Below are 17607 nucleotides of genomic sequence, written 5' to 3' on the forward strand. Positions count from 1 at the left end.
TTTGGCAACATTTCCTGGGAATTATGCTTCCGTTTGGGCCATAAAAAAAGCCGCCCGGCCTGGTGGCGGAGCGGCTGTTGCACGACGACTTCAGACTCAGGCGGCAGTCTTGCGGCGTGCCATGAAACCCAGCAAGCCCAGGCCCAGCAGCATCATGGCGTAGCTTTCCGGTTCCGGCACGGCCGTCGTCACCGAGACGTTGTCCAGGTAGGAACCATAGGTTGGCGCGGAGGCCGGGCCGATCGATTCGAAACGCAGCAAGGTGGACGAACCGAGCGCGGTGACGTTCTGGCTGTAGGTTTGCCACACGCCGGTGGTGTTGCCGACCAGGGCCGTTGGCGTCAGCAGGGTCGAACCCCAGTAGACGTTCATCAGGCTGCTTGCGCCGCCTGGCGTATTCGGGCGGCCCGAGTAGGCAAACGACAGCGCATACGTGCCGCCGGCCGTGGTAGCGAGCGATTGCGACACGGACGTCAGGCGCTCGGCGTTGAGTTCCAGGTATTGCGTGCCGGCGGCAGCGACGGGGTTGAAGCCGCTCTGGCCGCCTTGCGTGGCGCCCTTCTGGATTTCAAAGGCCGTATTGCCGCTGACGGATGAGGTCCAGCCCGTCACGGCGCTCAATTGTGCGAATGGGGTGGTGATGGCGTTGCTTTCGAAGCTGCCGTTGACGACCAGTTCGGTCGCGGCGTTGGCGCCGCCGGCAGTGATCAGGGAGGCCAGCGCGGCAATCTTGAAGAGGGTAGCAGGCATTTTCATGTGGGTCCGTTCTATTATTTAAAAGTTAATTTCATTTCCTAAATGACATTTAAAGAATATCACTAAAACTCACGAAAAAAACTGCTGCACGATAAAAATATTTGTAATTGTGAAATCATTCATGTTCAAAATTGCATTAATTTCCATGGTGAACCAATTGCAGTGCTGCCGCAGGGTGAGCGCGGCCCTGAGGCTGCTTGCCCCGGAGTATTTTTGTGACATCGGGACGTAAAAAAACCTGCATCGAAATAACAACGATGCAGGTTTTTTGCGTGCCGCCCGCGTGCGCGCCCGGCTATTGATGCCATAGCCGCGACGTGCGCGGGACTAGAACGCCAGCCGTCCTTGCAGGTAGACCATGCGCGGCGCGCCCACCAGCTTGCCCAGGTTGCCGTCCGAGGTGCGCGTGAAATAGCGCTTGTCGGCGAGGTTGTTGACGCCGGCGACCAGTTCCAGGCCGTTCTGGCCCGGTACTTTCCATTTCACTTGCGTGTTCCACGTACGGAAGCCGGGAATGACGCCCACGCTGCCGGCCGGGTTTTCCGCCACGGTGTTGGCCTCGTCGGCGAATTGGCGGCTCTGGTGGCTGCTCGACAGGTCGAAGCCCCACGCGCCCAGCTGGTAGTGGGCGCCGACGGTGTCCGTGGTGCGCGAGTAGAAGGGCACGTCATTGCCCGCGTTCACGCCATCCTGCAAGGTGGCCTTGGTGTAGGTGTAGGTGGCGTAGGCGTTCAATCCGGCCAGCGGGCCGGATTGGTCGAAGTGGTAGTCGACGGCCGATTCCAGGCCCCGGTGATGCGTGGCGCCCACGTTGTAGAAGACGACGTTCTCGCCGCTGCCGACGGACTGGATCTGGTTGTCGAACTTGATGTTGAACAAGGTCGCCTCGGCCGACAGCTGGCCGCTCTTCCAGCGCGCGCCCAGCTCGGCGGTTTTCGCCAGTTCCGGCTGCAGCGGGTTCTTGCTCGATTGCGCATTGAGCTGCGTATTTTGCACGGCGCCAAACGAGCTGTTGCAGTTGCCGAACAGGGTGACGTTGTTATTGAGCAAGTAGGCCACGTTCAGCGACGGCAGGGCCTTGTTGTTGAGCAACTCGATCTTTTGGTCGGTCGGCAAGTGGTTGAAGCGCACCGTCTTGATGTGCTCGTAGCGCACGCCCGGCGTGATGCGCCAGGCGTCGATGGCGATCTTGTCGTCGATATACACGGCTTGCGCATCGGTGGAGTTGTCGGCGAAGCGCGTCGGCGCCTGCTGCACGCCGCTGGCGATGACGACGTTGTAGATGCTTTCATCGGCCCGTTCGACCAGATAACGGTAGCCGACGGTGACGTCCTGCGACACCTTGCCGGTCGTGAAGCGCTGCGTGTAGCGCGGTTCGATGGCCGTCGTTTCATAGTTGCGCGGCTGATGCCCCAGATTGTTTCCGCTGATCAGCGTGCTTTCGCGCGAGCTCTTGTTGTAATAGGCGCGCACCTCGAATTCTTGCGTGCCGGAAATGGCATTCAGGTAGCCGATGTCGAAGGCCTTGCGCTCGCCGCTCCAGAAGTCGGTCGGGCGCGTGTTCTGGAACGGGTCCTGCTTGTATTGCGCGGCCGTCAGGCCGCCCGGCGTGCGCGACGTCACGTCATAGTAGGACAGCTTGCCGTACACCTCGGCCGTCGGGCTCAGGTCGTAGCGGAATTTGAGGGCGAAGTCGTTGACCTTTTCATCGCTGCCCACGCGCCAGTCGCTGCCGCGGATGCCGGAATACAGCACCGCCAGGCCCAGGCCGCTGTCGAGCTGGGTGCCGGCAAACACGCTGGCCTGCGTGTTGTGGCCCACTTCGCTGTACGAGTTGTAGCGCACGGTGGCGTCGCCCGTGATGCCTGGCGTGGTGGGCACGCGGCGCGTCTTGAAGTTGATGATGCCGCCCACGTTTTGCGGGCCGAAGCGCACGGCGCCGCCGCCGCGCACCACGTCGACCGTCTCGACATTGGCCAGGCTGACGGGCGCGAACGACAGTTGCGGCTGGCCATACGGCGCGACCGACATCGGAATGCCATCGAGCAAGACCGTGCTGCGCGGCGAATAGCGTCCGGCCAGGCCGCGTACGCCGATATTCAGGGAAATGGCGCTGCCGGCGCTGCCCGAGTTGTCGCTGATCTGCACGCCGGGAATGCGGCGCATCACGTCGCTGAGGCTGGTTGCGCCCGAGTTTTCGATGTCATCCTTTTGCACTACCGTGCGGGCGCCCGCGAAATTCTTCGTGCTGGCAGCCATGCTGGTGCCCAGCAGGTTGCTGCTGACCTGGATGGATTCCAGGATGGGGCCGGCGTTATCGGCAGTATTGGCGTCCTGTGCCTGCGCGGCAAGGGAAATGCCCAGGCAAGCGAGGGCGATGGCCAGCGCGCACGGGCGCAGCGAAAAAGGCAGTGGGGAAAGTGTGGCGGCCATGCATGGATCTCCGTAGGGACAATGGTTGCGCGGGCATTTTTGGCGGCGCGACAACATCGTGGCGTGGGCATCCTGCGCAAGGGGATAAGAATGATAATGATTCTCATTTTATCCGTCAATTGCGAATATTGCGTAGTGGCGGTATGCCCGCCCGCAGGGTGGGGAAGTGTTGCTGGCGCGGTACAGCGGGCGGCCTTGATTGCCGCTTGGCACCAGTGCTCGGGTGCGGCGGCATTGTGCGCGCTTCTTGTATACTCCCGTTTTTGCAGCCGTCAGACGTGAACGTACAATGAGCCAGACAACTGAAACGACACCAGGCAATCCCCCCGTGGAGCGCCGCCAGGGCGACCAGCCGGCAAGTGCTGCGCGCAAATTGAATCTGCTGGTGGTCGACGACAACCAGGAAGTGGGCGAATCGCTGGCCATGCTGCTCGAAGCGCTGGGCCACCACGCGGTGGTGGTGCGCAACTGGCAGATGGCCGTCGAGCAAGTCAAGCTGTGCGTGCCCGACGCCGTCTACCTCGACATCGAAATGCCCGGCATCAGCGGCATCGAAATCGGCCGCCGCCTGCACCACAACCCCGAAACGGCCAACGCCGTGCTGATCGCCGTCACCGGCCACAGCCTGCCCATGTACATGGACGACGCGCTGGCAGTGGGCTTCCGCCACTTTCTCGTCAAACCCGTGCGCCTGGAAGACCTGGCGACGACGGTGCAGTCGGTGCTGGCGGGTTGATTAACTCTTTCGTCTGTCTCTGTTATATATCAGTAGGTCGTCGATAAGAGAGATTTACATATATTTCTATAAGATAGGTAAGGAGCTACTTCACCTGAAATTTGAAGTTGGCTTCGGCAAAATTATGTAGAACAGAGTGGATGCGAGTGGTGGGAACGGATAACCATGCAGAAGCGTCAGGAAGTTTAATTTCCCTTTTCGAGTCGGGTGCGGACGTTTCGTTCGTGATAATTGTAAAATCTTTTTGATGCGCTGCATGTGCAATAAGCCAAGCATCTGCCTTTTCTGCATTCAGAAATTTTGATTTAGCCGATTCTTTGTAAGCGCGAGCGGGGTCTGTTGCGAACTTGGTGAGGGTTCCCCACAGAGGTAATGCTTGATTGCTAGGTTGAAAAAATCCGGTAAGTGCTGGAGCGTTGGCCCACGCATGCAATGGGTCCTCATCCCCATCTAAAAGCTCATCTTTGACTTTATCTATGCTGAAGAAAATTCCGGCTCTGTAGCCAGCAGTTACCCAGTCCCAAAATGCTTGGCAGTAATTGGGGTGGTAGTGTAGCCGCGCCGAATTGATTAAAACATCAGAGTCAAATAGATATCGCATTCCGCTTCTCAAATAGTTTTACTACTTTGTTGGGATTTGCATTTAATAAACGACCTGCTTGAGCTAATGTAATCTCTCCGCCTACAGCTAAATTTGCTACTTCCATAGAGAAAAATTTGCTATTTCGCACTGCTAACGTTCGGTAAAAATCACCGCCTGCTATATCTTGAGCTTTTGCCTTTGCTGCTTGTCGCGCACTTTCATAGACTTGAAAGTAGTTGTGGCGAGAAATAAAAGATAAATCAAAAGCTTTTCTTGCCGCAACTGTTTTACTTACCTTGAAGTGCTTGCGAATATTATCGAGTTGTGTATCGGAAGATAATCCTTGCTCGCTAGACCAGATGCGTAAAAATTCTTCAGTGGGAACAAGAATTTCTCCTGCAACAGCGTTACAATATTTTTCGACTTCATGCTCGTTTCCCGCATTTACGTCAGAAATACTAGAGTCTCCAAGCCAAATATGAGCTAGTTCGTGTGCGAGGGTGAATACCCAAGCTGCGGGCGCATCAGCGCCATTTATAAAAATGACTGGGCAATATTCATCTGCTATGACAAACCCTCGAAATTCACTGACAGATAAACTTCGTTTATTGCTATTTCCTACTACACCATTTTTGAAAATTAAGATTCCTGCACGCTCGCATTTTTCAGATAGCAATCCGAAATGCTGATCAGGATTTGGGACGGTATGGAGGTCTGTGGTCTTGAAATTGATTGTTGTCCGTATCTCAGTAGCCAACGTTTCCACAGTAGGGCGTTTAGCTCGATACTTTCCAACAAACGCTAGTGGCTCGGCTCCTAGTCCTACTAGTCGCTCCTTAAACCAAGACTGTTTAAAATCAATATCATCATAGACATCAAAAAAATCTTTGCTTAGAGGATGTGCATCTGGAACTGTACGGAAATCAGCTAGTGGTGTTTTTCGTACTTCCGGAGGTTCATCTAGAAATAAATATCCTAGTGGCACTCTAGCGAGCTTTGCGTACTTTAGCACCTGCGGATAAGTAAGAGTTCCTTCTTTTATCTTGTCTGCAGATCGTTTGGAAATTTTTTGCGCAAGGTCCCCAAGGTGCTCACCGACTTGGGCTGCTGCCCAGTCTAGTACTGCGGGCGAAAGTTCAAGTGTTTCCATCAGTATCGTTTGGGCTATTAGACAGAGCAACTAATGAACTGGAGCCATCAATATTGCAGTTGGTCAATGAGTTGCAACTCAGGCATCATAGCCTCAGAGTTGTTGTAAATTCTATTCAATTGTCACTGGGCTGCTAGGGACGGGGAAATCGAATCTGTCAAATGATCATACTGCGTTAGCCCTAGCGCAATACAGCAGAATCTGTGGAAAGCGTCTAACGTACGAAAATACGTTGCAAATGCACAAACGAAAAAGCCAGCAAATAGCTGGCTTGGTTTTTCGCTCATTGGGAAATTTCTAGAATTCTCGAAATTTCACCTTGTGAAATCAGTTTGCTTCTTACGAGCACTGATCTTACTGAATTTTGTGGGGTGGCTGATGGGGCTCGAACCCACGACAACAGGAATCACAATCCTGGACTCTACCAACTGAGCTACAGCCACCACTGTCTTACTTACCTGTTTAGCTGTTTTGCTGAACAGGTGCCGAATTATACAAAGAACTCGGCAAAGTGGCAAATCTAAATGCAGTCTTTTTTAAAGAATCGAAAGATTGCATGAAAACGGTCGCTTTTGCTCACCCAGCTCACACGGACAGGTGTTCGACGGGCGGGTGCAAGTCGAGCAAACCGGCGAAGGCTTTCGCCAGGGACTCGACCTTGGCCGTCGTGTAGCCTTGCAGTCGTGGCGCGTCGTTGTTGATGCGGCGCAAGCTTGCCGCATCGAGCAGGCGGGCCAGCTGGCGCGCCACGGCGTCGCCCGTGTCGACCAGGGTGATCTGTTCCTGCGTGTGGGCGCGCACCGTGCGTTCGATGGCGTCCTGCACGAACAGGTAGTGCGTGCAGCCCAGCACCAGCGTGTCGACGCCTTGTTCCAGCATGGGGGCGATGTAGCGTTCCAGCATGGCGCTGGTGGCGTCCAGCGGATCGGTGCCCAGCTCGCATTGCTCGATGCGGTCGGCCAGGCCGATGCAGGGCTGCAAGATGAACGTGGCGCCCGTGGCGGCGCTCACCTGCTCGCGCAAGGCCAGCAGTTTGTCGCCGCGCAAGGCGCGTTCCGTGGCCAGCACGGCGATCTTGCCGTTGCGGCTGATGCCTGCCGCCGGTTTCAAGCCCGGTTCGACGCCGACGATGGGCAGGTCGGGGTAGCGCGCGCGCAGCGCCTTGATGGCGGCGATGGTGGCCGTGTTGCAGGCCACGACCAGCGCCTTCGCGCCTTGCTGCAATAAAAAGGCGGTGATCGCCAGCGAACGGTCGATCACTTGCTGTTCCGTCTTGTCGCCATACGGGGCATAGCCGGAGTCGGCAAAGTAAATCAGGTCTTCCTGCGGCAGCTGCGCGCGGATATGGCGCAGTACCGACAGGCCGCCCACGCCGGAGTCAAAAATGCCGATGGGGGCGTCCGGGCGGGCATTGCTTGCAATAGAAGTCATATAAAGCCGAAGAAGATAAAAAAACGCCGCGCTGTGTTGCCGCGCGGCGTTAATGGTAGTGCTTGTTTAAGCGACCGTCACGGGAATCTTGCTGACGCTATTGAGTTGCTCGATCTTTGCCTGCCACTCTTTCGGGCCCGTGTTGTGCACGGAGGTGCCTTTCGAGTCCACGGCCACCGTCACCGGCATGTCGACGACGTCGAATTCGTAGATGGCTTCCATGCCCATGTCGGCAAAGCCCAGCACTTTCGCGCCCTTGATGGCTTTCGACACCAGGTAGGCGGAACCGCCCACGGCCATCAGGTAGGCCGACTGGTGTTTCTGGATCGATTCGATGGCGACCGGACCGCGTTCGGCCTTGCCGATCATGGCGATCAAGCCCGTCTGTTCCAGCATCATGTCGGTGAACTTGTCCATACGCGTGGCGGTCGTCGGGCCGGCCGGGCCGACCACTTCGTCGCGTACCGGATCGACCGGGCCGACGTAGTAAATTACGCGGTTCTTGAAGTCGACCGGCAGCTCTTCGCCCTTGGCCAGCATGTCCTGGATGCGCTTGTGCGCGGCGTCGCGGCCCGTCAGCATCTTGCCGTTCAACAGCAAGGTCTGGCCCGGCGTCCACGAAGCGACTTCTTCCTTCGTCAGGGTGTTCAGGTCGACGCGCTTGGATTTTTCCGTGTCCGGCGTCCAGTGCACTTCCGGCCACGACGACAGCGATGGCGGTTCCATGTAGGCAGGGCCCGAGCCGTCCAGCACGAAGTGGCCGTGGCGCGTGGCGGCGCAGTTCGGGATCATGGCGACGGGCTTCGACGCGGCATGCGTCGGGTGCATCATGATCTTGACGTCGAGCACGGTTGTCAGGCCGCCCAGGCCTTGCGCGCCGATGCCCAGCGAGTTGATCTTGTCGCACAGCTCGATACGCAATTCTTCCAGTTTATTTTGCGGGCCGCGTTGTTTCAGCTCAAACATGTCGATGTCTTCCATCAACACTTCTTTTGCCATCAGCATGGCTTTTTCGGCCGTGCCGCCGATGCCGATGCCCAGCATGCCAGGCGGGCACCAGCCGGCGCCCATGGTCGGCACGGTCTTCATGACCCAGTCCACCAGCGAGTCGGACGGGTTCATCATGATCATTTTCGACTTGTTTTCCGAACCGCCGCCCTTGGCAGCCACTTTCACGTCGACGGTATTGCCTTCAACCAATTCCATGTGCACGACGGCTGGCGTGTTGTCCTTGGTGTTCTTGCGGTCGAAATGCGGGTCGGCCACGATGGAGGCGCGCAGCTTGTTGTCGTCGAAGTTGTACGCGCGGCGCACGCCTTCGTTGACGGCGTCGGTAACCGTGCCGCTGAAACCTTCGAAGCGCACACCCATGCCGATTTTCAGGAAGACGTTGACGATACCCGTGTCCTGGCAAATCGGACGCTTGCCTTCCGCGCACATGCGCGAATTGGTCAGGATTTGCGCGATCGCATCTTTTGCCGCCGGGCTTTGCTCGGCCGCGTAGGCGCGCGCCAGGTGTTCGATGTAATCAGCAGGGTGGTAGTAGCTAATGTACTGCAACGCTGCGGCGACGGATTCGATCAGGTCTTCTTGCTTTATGACAGTCATGGTGTTCTCGCGGTAGATAAGAAGGGTAAGACTTTGATGCTAGTTACTTGATGCCTGGTGCTGCTTGCTAATTAGTACGGGAGCGCCAGAAAAATGTTCAGGGCTAGGCGCCTTGCCGAAGGCAGTACGAATGTACGGCGAGGCAAGGCAACAACGCCCTGGACTTTTTTATGGATGCTCCTTAATGCGGTCGTGCCTGGTTCTGTGTCACCGTCATGATGCGGTCGGTGTACGCGATCGCCATGGCGGAAATGATGAAGACCATATGGATCACCGTCTGCGCGATGATCACTTCCATCTTGTAGGAGTTGGCATTGATGAAAGTCTTCAGCAGGTGGATGGACGAGATGCCGATGATGGCCATCGCCAATTTCGTCTTCAGCACGGAAGCATTTACATGCGACAACCATTCCGGCTGGTCTGGGTGGTCATCGAGGTGCATGCGCGAAACGAAGGTTTCGTAGCCGCCAATAATGACCATGATCAACAGGTTCGAAATCATGACCACGTCGATCAGGCCTAATACCACCAGCATGATGGTCGCTTCGTTCAGCTTGGTCGGCAGGGCGCTGCCGGGCACGGCGACGGCCGTCAGTACGTGCTGCAGGGCTGCATCATTGCCGAACACGGCGCCGATCAGGTCGGATAATTCCACCCAGAAATGGAAGACATACACGCATTGTGCGAGGATCAGGCCCAGGTACAGCGGCAACTGCAGCCAGCGCGACATGAAGATGAAGGCGGACAATGGATGCAGCTTGGTATGTTTGGCAGACGGTGGTAGGTGGTCGATCATGTAGGGGTTCCTGGGGGAGTAAATACCAATTTTTGGCATGCCCGACATTTTACACTTGCTGTCGATTACTGCGCATGGCCTTGCTCTGTATTATTGGGTTTGATGAAACACAAAGTGGTATTGAAGCTTCGGCGCGCCAGGCATTTTCCCAGTGAAAATACTGTACGGCGTCCTCTTGACGCCCATCGCCGAAGGCGCTTATGGTTAGCCTTGACAGAGGAAAACGCTGCAGAAAATGCGCAATGTAAGGCGTCCGTAAGACAGGGCGCTTATCGTGTTAGCAAACAATTACTACACTGGAGACAAGCATGGCCGCTACAGAAAACCAAGGACAGGGCACGCAGCAGCAAGGACCAGAAGAGTCGCGCGTATTTGAACCATCGGCTGCCTTTGCCGCACAAGCCACCATTTCCGGCATGGCCGCGTACCAGGCCATGGTGAAAGAGGCAGAAACCGACTACGAAGGCTTCTGGGCCAAGCTGGCGCGCGAAAACCTGAGCTGGAAAAAGCCGTTCACCCGCACCCTGAACGAAGACAATGCCCCGTTCTACAAATGGTTCGAAGACGGCCAGCTGAACGTGTCGTACAACTGCCTGGACCGCAATATCGAAAATGGCCTGGGCGACAAGACGGCCATCATCTTCGAAGCGGACGACGGCACCGTTACCAAGGCTACCTATAAAGAACTGCACGAAAAAGTCTGCAAGTTCGCCAACGGCCTGAAATCCAAGGGTATCGCCAAGGGTGACCGCGTCATCATCTATATGTCGATGTCCGTCGAAGGCGTTGCCGCCATGCAAGCCTGCGCGCGCATCGGCGCCACCCACTCGGTCGTGTTCGGCGGCTTTTCCGCGAAATCCTTGCAGGAGCGCATCATCGACGCGGGCGCCGTGGCCGTCATCACGGGCGACGAGCAATTGCGCGGCGGCAAGAAGCTGCCATTGAAATCCATCGTCGACGAAGCGCTGGCGCTGGGCGGCTGCGATACCGTGAAAAACGTCATCGTCTACAAGCGCACGGGCAGCGATTTGCCGATGGTGGCAGGCCGTGACACGTGGCTGCACGACCTGGTCGCAGGCCAGAGCGCGCAATGCGAACCGGAATGGGTCGATGCCGAGCATCCACTGTTCATCTTGTACACCTCCGGCTCGACGGGCACGCCGAAGGGCGTGCAGCATTCGAGCGGCGGCTACCTGCTGTGGGCCGCGCTGACGATGAAGTGGAGTTTCGACATCAAGCCCGACGACGTGTTCTGGTGCACGGCCGACATCGGCTGGGTGACGGGCCACAGCTACATCGCGTATGGCCCGATGGCCGTGGGCGCCACGCAAGTGGTGTTCGAAGGCATTCCTACCTACCCGAACGCGGGCCGTTTCTGGGAAACCATCAAAAAACACAACGTCAGCATCTTCTACACGGCGCCAACGGCCATCCGTTCGCTGATCAAGGCGGCCGACGTGGACCCGAAAGTCCATCCAGGCAACTACGACCTGACCAGCCTGCGTTTGCTGGGCACGGTCGGCGAGCCGATCAATCCGGAAGCGTGGATGTGGTACTACAAGCACATCGGCGGCGAGAAATGCCCGATCGTCGATACCTTCTGGCAAACGGAAACGGGTGGCCACATGATCACCCCGTTGCCGGGCGCGACGCCGATGGTCCCCGGTTCCTGCACCCTGCCATTGCCGGGCATCATGGCCGCCATCGTCGACGAAGCGGGCCAGGACGTGCCGAACGGCCAGGGCGGCATCCTGGTGGTGAAGCGTCCATGGCCATCGATGATCCGCACGATCTGGAACAACCCCGAGCGTTTCAAGTCCAGCTATTTCCCGGAAGAACTGGGCGGCAAGATGTACCTGGCAGGCGACGGCGCCATCCGCAACAAGGACACGGGCTACTTCACCATCACGGGCCGCATCGATGACGTGCTGAACGTGTCCGGCCACCGCATGGGCACGATGGAAATCGAATCGGCCCTGGTGGCCAACCCGCTGGTGGCCGAGGCGGCCGTGGTGGGCCGTCCGGACGACACGACAGGCGAATCGATCTGCGCCTTCGTCGTGCTCAAGCAGGCGCGTCCGACAGGCGAGGAAGCGAAGAAGCTGGCCCTGGAGCTGCGCAACTGGGTCGGCAAGGAAATCGGCCCGATCGCCAAGCCAAAGGAAATCCGTTTCGGCGACAACCTGCCGAAAACCCGCTCCGGCAAAATCATGCGCCGCCTGCTGCGCGTGCTGGCCAAGGGCGAGACGATCACGCAAGACGTCTCGACCCTGGAAAACCCGGCCATCCTGGAGCAGTTGAAGGAAGCGTCGTAATGAAAGGCCGGTCCCTGCGGGGGCCGACCATGGCCTGTATTGGGCTGCTGCTTGTCGCTGTGTGCTTTAACTTTTACCCCACGGTAAATAACTTTGGCAGTCCGTAGAATCTTTGCTATAATCTGCGGCTTCGCGACAAGCGAGAAATAGTACGCAATGCGAGCAAGTAGATGCATTGCCTGCAGGAGAGGTGGATGAGTGGTTGAAGTCGCACGCCTGGAAAGCGTGTATAGGTTCATAGCCTATCGGGGGTTCGAATCCCCCTCTCTCCGCCACGGATAGTAATTAAGTAAGATCAGGACGTCTCAGGAAGTCCCTCAAAAACCGCTTAGAGCCTTGATTCTAAGCGGTTTTTTCGTTTCTGGACGTTGCACAGCGTCCCAGGACATCAACCTCAAGTAGGCGCAAGTTTGGGGGCTTCTCGTACTCAGCCATTGCCGCTTGCCCCAAAAATTCAAAAAAACGACTATATTGATCTTTACAGCATGCCGCGCAGGAGGTTTGCCATGCCAAAGATCATTGCTCCGCTGACAGACTTACTCATCCGCAACGCCAAGCCACGCGAGCGGCCGTACAAAATGTTCGATGGTGACGGTATGTACCTCGTCGTCGCTCCTACCGGTTCCCGCATCTGGCGTTTCAAGTTCCGGCAGGCCAACGGCAAAGAGAATACGCTGACGTTCGGCCCTTACCCGGAAATCACCTTGCAGGACGCACGGGAAAAGCGCCTGGCGACACGCCGCCTGCTGCTGCAAGGTATCGACCCCGCCAAGCATCGTGACGACGCCAAACGCTTGGCAAAGGATAAGGCGTCCAACACGTTCGAAAAAATCGCGCGCGAGTGGCACGGCAACAAAGTGCCGACGTGGAGCGAACGCACCGCCAAGAGCACCATCCAGCGCCTGCAAGCGGACATCTTCCCAGCCATCGGCCGCATGCCGATCGATGAGATAAAGCACCGCGATCTGATTGCCGCGCTGCGCAAGATCGAGGAGCGTGGCGCAAGCGAAGTCGCTCATCGCCTGAGAGCGGTATGTGCGTCAATTTTCAGCTACGCGATTCAATGCGGATTCACAGAGCGCAATCTGGTCACCGATATGAAGGATGTGTTGAAGACCGTCCGCGCCGGACACTTCGCCGCAATCAACGCCGACGAACTACCGCAGTTTCTGGCTATTCTGGACCGCAACGAAGCACGCATGTTCGCGCCGACCCGCATTGCGCTGCGGCTGATGCTGCTGTGCTTTGTGCGTACCAGCGAGTTGATCGAAACGCCCTGGAGTGAAATTGACCTGGAGCGCGGCGAGTGGATCATTCCATGGCAGCGCATGAAGCGCGGCAAGCTGACCGTCAATCCGGATATGACCAACCATCACGTATGCCTGTCGCGCCAGGCGCTGGAGCTGCTGCGCGAACTGCACGCGATCACGGGCCGCAGCAAGTACCTGTTCCCGAATCAGCGCGACCACGAAAAGCCGATCAGCAATAACACGATACTGGTGGCGCTTGGACGCATGGGATACAAGGGCAAGATGACCGGCCACGGCTTCCGGGCGCTGGCCATGAGCACTATCAAGGAGCGCCTGGGCTACCGGCATGAAGTCGTGGACCGGCAGCTGGCACATGCGCCGAAGGACAAGGTGGCCAGTGCTTATGACCGGGCGCAGTTCCTGGCGGAACGGCGCCGGATGATGCAGGATTGGGCCGATTACATCGATGCCGTCAGCGGCAAGGGAGCGCCACCGCAGACGCCAAGATTAACGCTGGTCAGTGGCGAATTCAGCCGGGATGGCGGAACAGGAGGGCACCATGTCTAAGTATGTATTGCGCCTCACGGATGCGCTTATCAAGCAGACCGCTTCCAAGGAAAAATTACATAAACTGGCTATCGGAGCCTTTGTCCGGGCTGCAACGCTGCCGGTCAATGCCAGTGGCAGCAGCCCAGTCCGCGCCGGTTCCGATGCTGCGTACTACGAAAAGCGCACTTGACGAAACGAACCACTTGCAAACGTCGATATCAGGCATAGAATGAAGCTCTCTTATGTGGGAATCGCTCCCACGAGGGCATGCTTCGAGCATGATCCTATGCTTAGCGGCATAGGCGTTGCGGTCGTCACCCGCCACCATGATACTTAGCAGTTTCTGCTAGATAAATCGCCGGGCCATGCAGAAGCATGCACATCTCGGCACGATAAAGCGCTGCCTTCAGCGTCTTCATATCCCACAATCCGCAAGTCGGATTGCCTGGATGATTGCGCCCGATGGGCGCTTCTTCAAACAGGAGCAAGACTCCTGCCCTGATTGGTTCGCATGCCCCGCGAGGTAGCGCACCGTATGAAGCACAGCATGGCTTTGCCGCAAGCCGCACCGTCAGCAGAAATGCCAGCGATGCGATGCCATCGCGGCCGCCGCCAGCGCATGTGCTTCAGAGTCGCCAGTATCGTCACCGCGAGTGCGATGCTGGCATGTATGCCGTCACATGCCATGGCTGCGTGCGCGCGTCGTTACTGGCGGCGTGCTGCCAGTGACGACGCGCCGCCGACGGCATACGCCCAGGCGGCAAGCGGAATTCCACCGCGTGATGTTGTTCAGTGACAGGGCCAGGCGCCCCGCATCGCAGGCAAGCCCTGCGATGTCCTTTGCCCGCTACGGGCTGATTAATAGAAGTTGATCCGTGCACGATGTGCACTCCATGGACCCTGGGTGATTGGTCCCCGCTGCGGTAGCTTCCTCCGGGAGCGCGCAGCGGTGCCACACGCGCATGCGGCGCGGGCAGGCAGTAACAGCAACCGCATACACGGGAGTGGTGTCCCGAGGCCCTTGATTCAACCTTTTCTGCCGAGGCAGTGAGGGTGGCCAGAAACACTTACCAGACAGGATTACACCACGCGGCATCGATGTGAAAACCAAAGATCGAAGGGATGACTTTGCCATGCGCGACTTGAACTACCAGCTCAAGCAACTGTGTCACCGCAACCGGGATGGCAGCTTTGCGACGCAGGCCGACCGCGAACGCTTACTAAACCTGTGCGCCAACGACCTGGCGGAACGGGGCTTCCAGCATATGAGCGTGGACAGCCTGAAGCCGAAGCATGTGGCGGCGCTGCTCGACAAGTGGAAGCAGGATGGCGTCAGTACTGGAACGATCAAGAATCGCATGAGCGCCTTGCGCTGGTGGGCCGAGAAGATCGGCAAGGAAAATATCGTTGCGCGCACCAACGGCGAATACGGCATCGCGGAGCGGGTGTTTGTCACCAATGTCTCGAAGGCGAAGGTGCTCGACGCCGACACGCTGGCCCGCGTGAATGATCCGTATACGCGCATATCCTTGCAGTTGCAGGCGGCGTTTGGTTTGCGGCGCGAGGAAAGCATCAAGATCAAGCCGGGATGGGCCGATGGCGGGAACATCCTGCGTCTGCAGGATAGCTGGACCAAGGGCGGTAAGTACCGGGAGGTGCCGATTGCCACCATGCAGCAGCGCGCCGTGCTGGAAGCGGCCAAGGCGCTGGCGGGAAAAGGCAGCTTGATTCCGGCGCAGTTGCGCTATCGGGACCAGTTGAACCGCTTTCGGGCGCAGTGCGACAAGGCTGGCATCCATGGCGTGCACGGGCTACGTCATGAGTACGCACAGCGGCGCTATGCCGAGTTGACTGGCCGACCTAGCCCAGCGTGTGGCGGCGCGACGTCCAGACAACTGGATGTTTCACAAAAGCTCGCAGATCAAGCTGCACGGCTGAAGATTTCGGTGGAGATGGGGCATGGGCGTGAGCAGGTTACGTCCATTTATCTGGGTAGATGACCGCCCACTTGTATCAGGGCCGCAGCGCATGGAATAGAAGAGATGCAGAAGGGGCAGCGCTGGCGCTGCCGGAATGATCGCGGAGAGTCGGCATGACTCTTCATTGTTTGCTGTTCATCAATCGAAGGAGAATCTTATGACCACGACTAAAAAATTCCTCCGCTTGCCTGCGGTAATCGAAGCCACCGGCTGGTCCCGCGCCACAATTTGGCGCAAGGTGAAGGCAGGCGTGTTGCCAGCGCCAATTCCTATTGGCCCCAAGTCCGTTGCCTGGGACGCAGAGGAAATCGCTCAATGGCAGCAGCGCTGTATTGACGCTAGGCGGGGAGTTGCTTGAGTGGGAGTTAATAGTGGCTGGATTAGCAGCGCTCTACCTCGTAAGATGTCCTGGGGCGGGCCTACCGGCCTTCTCCGAATCGTCCAACTGCTGCCGCTGCGCGGCAGTCCTGCGCGCCTGTGGCGCGCGTTCGTGGTTCCAATTAGGCATCGATAGAGCATGCTTTTATGGCATCAAATGCATCAGTCTGTGTCCGAATGGCGGACCAGACCTTGGCGGTCCTGCTAAACCTGCTCTCGTACCTGAAAAAACGACTCGGTCGAAGTTGCGTCCGATGATTTTAGTGATTCAGTCGCTGCACAGAGTGGGGCAGGATAGGTGAAGTTAGCTAATCTTTGTTTCGCTAACTTCACACCTGCTTATTCTCACTTTGTGCTCAACGTATCGCTCCAAATGAGACTTTCGAATGAGCATGCATCTACTGCACCTTTGCGTGAGTCCATGTCCGAATGGCAGATCTGACCCTTGCTCTCCTGCTCCCTTTCGAGCGGGACTGGGCACTTAAACCTTTTGCTCTGATGGCTTTTCCTATCAACGGCGCTCTGAATTTGAACTTGCAGTGCCATCGCACGAGACATTTAGCCAAATCGAATCCAAAATTATCGCTCTGTTCGAAAATATTTCTTTAGCGGCAATCTTCGAATTGTCATCAAGCAATTATTGGATTATCATGAACGAAAGGTTACCTACCTGTTCCAATCGAGCAGCAGCCGCAGATTTACCTGAAATTACGTAGAAATGAACGGGCCGGATATGGATGACGCATTACGATTACGCGCTGTAAATCAAATTTTTAAGATAGACGCGTCACTTGGATGTGAGTCTGGGAAGGATGCGACGTTCACGTTAGACTTTGAAGAAAAGAATTATCGGCAACAAGCGTTAGCCGGTCTTATCCGTGACACTGTTCCATATTTCGCTTTAACCCAGGAAGAAATTGCATCATTAGATAAGTCAGATTGGAATAAAAGCAGCTTCACTAGAATCTCTGATGCTCAGCCGACAAAAAAAGGCGACTACGGTGAATTGTTGCTTTACATTATTTTGAACATATTTTATGACACTCCGAAATTCGTCACAAAAGCAAGACTTCGTTCATCGACTCGTGAGCAGATTAAGGGTTTTGATTGCGCACATTTTTCAATAAATGCGGATAGAACGATCACTCTCTGGCTCGGAGAGGCAAAATTTCATCAAACTTTTTCAGGTGCAATTGCTCAGTCATTTAAATCACTCAACGATCATTTGATGGATGCGGAAAAAATTAAGTCTGAATTGCGACTTTTGAGTGGTGAGATAGAAATAAATAAAAATATACTACCTGATGAGTATTTGCTTCTAAAGTCGCATACAAACGGGTCAAAGTCGTTAGATAAAGTTTCAATCCAGGTCCCTGTTCTGTTGACATACGATAGTAAATGCATTGGGGATTTTTGTGGAACAGAAAATGCCGATATCGGCTCAGCTGTTTTTCAAGAAAGTCTGATTGCTGAGTTGAAGGGAAAATTTCTTTCTGTCTATGAGCGCACTTGGCCAGCTAAAAATAATATAACTATTTCATTTTATTTACTACCATTGAGGTCGGTTTCCGAGCTTAAAGAAATGTTAGATACAATTGAAACTGCGATGAAATTTTAGGGGGTGTCTTGAGAGAAACTGTTCA

General features: G+C 56.3%; 14 protein-coding genes and 2 tRNA genes. 8 read left to right on the forward strand and 8 right to left on the reverse strand.

From position 1 onward, the window contains the following. Positions 1–96 precede the first annotated feature (96 nt). Together O0881_RS23770 and O0881_RS23775 are read right to left on the reverse strand one after the other, a co-directional pair. Positions 97–756: a PEP-CTERM sorting domain-containing protein gene (locus O0881_RS23770; protein WP_099665284.1), complete on the reverse strand. Its 660-nt coding sequence runs from the start codon at positions 754–756 to the stop codon at positions 97–99. 327 nt (positions 757–1083) lie between these two features. Beyond that, complete coding sequence (locus O0881_RS23775) at positions 1084–3189, reverse strand: TonB-dependent siderophore receptor (protein WP_289913327.1); 2106 nt, start codon at positions 3187–3189, stop codon at positions 1084–1086. A gap of 289 nt (positions 3190–3478) precedes the next feature. Between O0881_RS23775 and O0881_RS23780 the strand changes: the two genes are divergently transcribed. Then, positions 3479–3925 carry a response regulator gene (locus tag O0881_RS23780; RefSeq protein ID WP_099665282.1) on the forward strand — a complete coding sequence of 149 codons (447 nt, stop codon included), beginning with the start codon at positions 3479–3481 and terminating at the stop codon, positions 3923–3925. A gap of 85 nt (positions 3926–4010) precedes the next feature. On the opposite strand, the gene O0881_RS23785 is transcribed toward O0881_RS23780, so the two are convergent. The 6 genes from O0881_RS23785 to O0881_RS23810 all read right to left on the reverse strand — a co-directional run bounded on the left by O0881_RS23785 (position 4011) and on the right by O0881_RS23810 (position 9493). Further along, a complete protein-coding gene (locus tag O0881_RS23785; protein WP_289913328.1) occupies positions 4011–4526 on the reverse strand; it encodes a DUF4411 family protein in 516 nt (171 codons plus the stop codon). After that, entirely contained in the window at positions 4510–5658 is a 1149-nt protein-coding gene (locus tag O0881_RS23790) for an ImmA/IrrE family metallo-endopeptidase (RefSeq protein WP_289913329.1), read from the reverse strand. Before O0881_RS23790 ends, O0881_RS23785 begins: the two co-directional genes overlap by 17 nt. Positions 5659–6025: 367 nt before the next feature. After that, positions 6026–6101 (reverse strand) — tRNA-His (locus tag O0881_RS23795). 142 nt (positions 6102–6243) lie between these two features. Continuing rightward, on the reverse strand, positions 6244–7089 hold the full coding sequence (murI, locus tag O0881_RS23800; protein WP_099665279.1) for a glutamate racemase: 846 nt from the start codon (positions 7087–7089) through the stop codon (positions 6244–6246). Between the two features lie 66 nt (positions 7090–7155). After that, entirely contained in the window at positions 7156–8697 is a 1542-nt protein-coding gene (locus tag O0881_RS23805; protein ID WP_099665278.1) for a fumarate hydratase, read from the reverse strand. A 181-nt stretch (positions 8698–8878) separates the two neighbouring features. Beyond that, a complete protein-coding gene (locus tag O0881_RS23810) occupies positions 8879–9493 on the reverse strand; it encodes a YqhA family protein (protein WP_077400355.1) in 615 nt (204 codons plus the stop codon). Positions 9494–9801: 308 nt separating this feature from the next. Here O0881_RS23810 and acs point away from each other — a divergent pair, with 308 nt between their 5' ends. The 7 genes from acs to O0881_RS23845 all read left to right on the forward strand — a co-directional run bounded on the left by acs (position 9802) and on the right by O0881_RS23845 (position 17582). Next, positions 9802–11808 (forward strand): acetate--CoA ligase, encoded by a 2007-nt coding sequence (gene acs / locus O0881_RS23815; protein WP_289906323.1) that lies wholly within the window; start codon positions 9802–9804, stop codon positions 11806–11808. 184 nt (positions 11809–11992) lie between these two features. Continuing rightward, positions 11993–12083: transfer RNA gene (locus O0881_RS23820), tRNA-Ser, on the forward strand. A gap of 231 nt (positions 12084–12314) precedes the next feature. Next, positions 12315–13625: an integrase arm-type DNA-binding domain-containing protein gene (locus O0881_RS23825; protein ID WP_289913330.1), complete on the forward strand. Its 1311-nt coding sequence runs from the start codon at positions 12315–12317 to the stop codon at positions 13623–13625. Continuing rightward, a complete protein-coding gene (locus tag O0881_RS23830; protein ID WP_156894940.1) occupies positions 13618–13797 on the forward strand; it encodes a hypothetical protein in 180 nt (59 codons plus the stop codon). Before O0881_RS23825 ends, O0881_RS23830 begins: the two co-directional genes overlap by 8 nt. A gap of 943 nt (positions 13798–14740) precedes the next feature. Next, entirely contained in the window at positions 14741–15607 is an 867-nt protein-coding gene (locus O0881_RS23835; protein WP_354670226.1) for a phage integrase N-terminal domain-containing protein, read from the forward strand. Positions 15608–15743: 136 nt separating this feature from the next. Beyond that, complete coding sequence (locus O0881_RS23840) at positions 15744–15944, forward strand: AlpA family transcriptional regulator (RefSeq protein WP_289913332.1); 201 nt, start codon at positions 15744–15746, stop codon at positions 15942–15944. Positions 15945–16697: 753 nt separating this feature from the next. After that, positions 16698–17582, forward strand: coding sequence for a DUF1837 domain-containing protein (locus O0881_RS23845; protein ID WP_289913333.1), 885 nt, complete (start codon positions 16698–16700; stop codon positions 17580–17582). The last annotated feature ends 25 nt before the right edge of the window (positions 17583–17607 follow it).

The sequence above is a fragment of the Janthinobacterium sp. SUN100 genome (assembly GCF_030397705.1).
Taxonomy (GTDB): Bacteria; Pseudomonadota; Gammaproteobacteria; order Burkholderiales; family Burkholderiaceae_D; genus Janthinobacterium; species Janthinobacterium kumbetense.